We start from the raw sequence: 1,876 nt of genomic DNA, 5'->3' as shown, positions 1-1,876 counted from the left end.
AGCCTTCAGCCCACCGGCAGAAACCTGCGGTCGCAAATCCACATGCACAAACGGCTGCTGCTCCACTGGCAGGTCCGCATCCAGCTCCAGCGCCACAAGGGCTGGCACCAGCTCCTCTAGCAGCAAACCACCATCCCCTTTCAGGCGATGGAATGGCACAGGTCGGCTAAGAGGCAAGCGCTCAATGGAAAGCACACCGGCATCAGAAAAGCTCAGCAGATTAACGCCATGCTTGTAATGCTGCTCGGTGACGGAAAGAGGAAACGGAGACCCGGAATAGCGGATTGTTTCTTTGCCCACCTTCTGCGGTTTATGCAAATGCCCAAGCGCCACATAAGTCAGATCATCAGGAAACTGCTCCCACGGCATGGCATGCTCACCGCCAATCAGAATACGGCGCTCCGCCCCTTCTGACTCCAGACCACCCGCCACATGCAAGTGACCCGTCGCGATCAACGGCATCTCACCAATCTGCTCACGAGCTTGCGAGGCTGCCGCCTCATAAAGCTCTGCAACAGCCCGCACCACAGGAGACCCTTCCTCTGAAGAAGAGAAGCTCAGTCCCGGCAAATCCGTCGCCCGAGGAAACGGCAGCGCCAGCACATAGGCTTTCACGGCACCATCGCTATCGTTCAGCGGCACAAGATGATGGGAAAGGTCCAGCAAGCCGTCCTTTCGGCGCACCATGCCAACCGCCTGCACGCCGATCTTTTGAAAAAGCACACCCGGCGCTTCCACACGTCCGGCAGGGTCATGATTGCCAGCAGTCAGCACCGTCACCAGATGCGGACGCTTCTCGCGGAACCGCGCCAAAGCTTCATACAACATCTGCGTGGCATCTGCGGATGGGTTCTGGTTGTCAAACACGTCTCCTGCCACAACCAGCGCATCCACCTCATGGCGTTCAATCAACTCTACAAGCTCCATGAAGAATTGTTGATGCTCATAGGTGCGCGACCAGCCATTCAGACTCTGGCCAATATGCCAGTCTGCTGTGTGCAGGATTTTCAACGCCATACTACCTGTTCCACGCTCCAAGCCTTAAGGGCAGCCGTTTTGAAGGACAGCTGCATCATGACTCAGAAATCTTTCATTAACCAATCCGCAAATTAGGCATAGGGTTTACACAGAAGTCTTTAAAGCGCGGCGCTAACCCACAGATTTAGGGGCTTTGGCACAAGTAGCGCACAGGAATCTGTGCCAGCACCTCCCCCTGCGAAATTTTTGAGAAATTCAGAGCCGGATTTTGCAGTTTCCGAAAACACGCCCCGAATCTATTCGTTCACTAATGGCGAACAATCAGATCACCAAAGCTTACCTTGTTCATTCCAAGCACTGGAATATCTTTAAGGGCATGACGACACCACTGTAAATATTAAGAAATCAGGAGAGCCCCATGTCTGTTACAGCATCCGATTTGAAACTGAGAGTTCGCCCTTCCCACCAGCGCGGCCATGCCGATGCAGGTTGGTTGAAATCCGCCCACTCCTTCAGCTTCGCCAGCTATTTTGACCGCAATAACATGAACTTCCACAATCTGCGGGTCATCAACGATGACTGGGTCGGCCCCGATGGCGGCTTCCCCATGCATCCCCATGAGAACTTCGAAATCTTCTCCTACATGCTGGAAGGCGCACTGGAACACAAAGACACCATGGGCAACGGCAGCACCGTGCACAAAGGTGGCATCCAGTTCATGAGCACCGGCACCGGTGTGCAGCACTCCGAGTTCAACCCGTCAAGCACGGACGAAACGCACCTGCTCCAGATCTGGCTGATCCCGAACCGCAAGAACACCACACCGCGCTATGAAATGTTGGACCTGAGCGACGAAGCCCGCAACGGCAAGCTACAACTGTTCCTCTCACACGATGGC

Annotated in this window: 2 protein-coding genes; one reads left to right on the top strand and one right to left on the bottom strand. The window is 54.7% G+C overall.

Annotated features, from left to right (window positions below; genetic code table 11):
• Positions 1–1,017, bottom strand: a 1,017-nt coding sequence (gene sbcD, locus PPL9_RS27330; protein WP_244273490.1) for an exonuclease subunit SbcD, incomplete at its 3' end; no start/stop codon positions are given.
• A gap of 379 nt (positions 1,018–1,396) precedes the next feature.
• Here sbcD and PPL9_RS33840 point away from each other — a divergent pair.
• Positions 1,397–1,876, top strand: a 480-nt coding sequence (locus tag PPL9_RS33840; RefSeq protein WP_208989664.1) for a pirin family protein, incomplete at its 3' end; no start/stop codon positions are given.

It is taken from the genome of Pseudovibrio sp. POLY-S9, assembly GCF_001431305.1.
Lineage (GTDB): Bacteria > Pseudomonadota > Alphaproteobacteria > Rhizobiales > Stappiaceae > Pseudovibrio.
The sequence above is the reverse complement of the archived record's forward strand: the minus strand, read 5'-3'. Positions and strand labels throughout refer to the sequence as shown.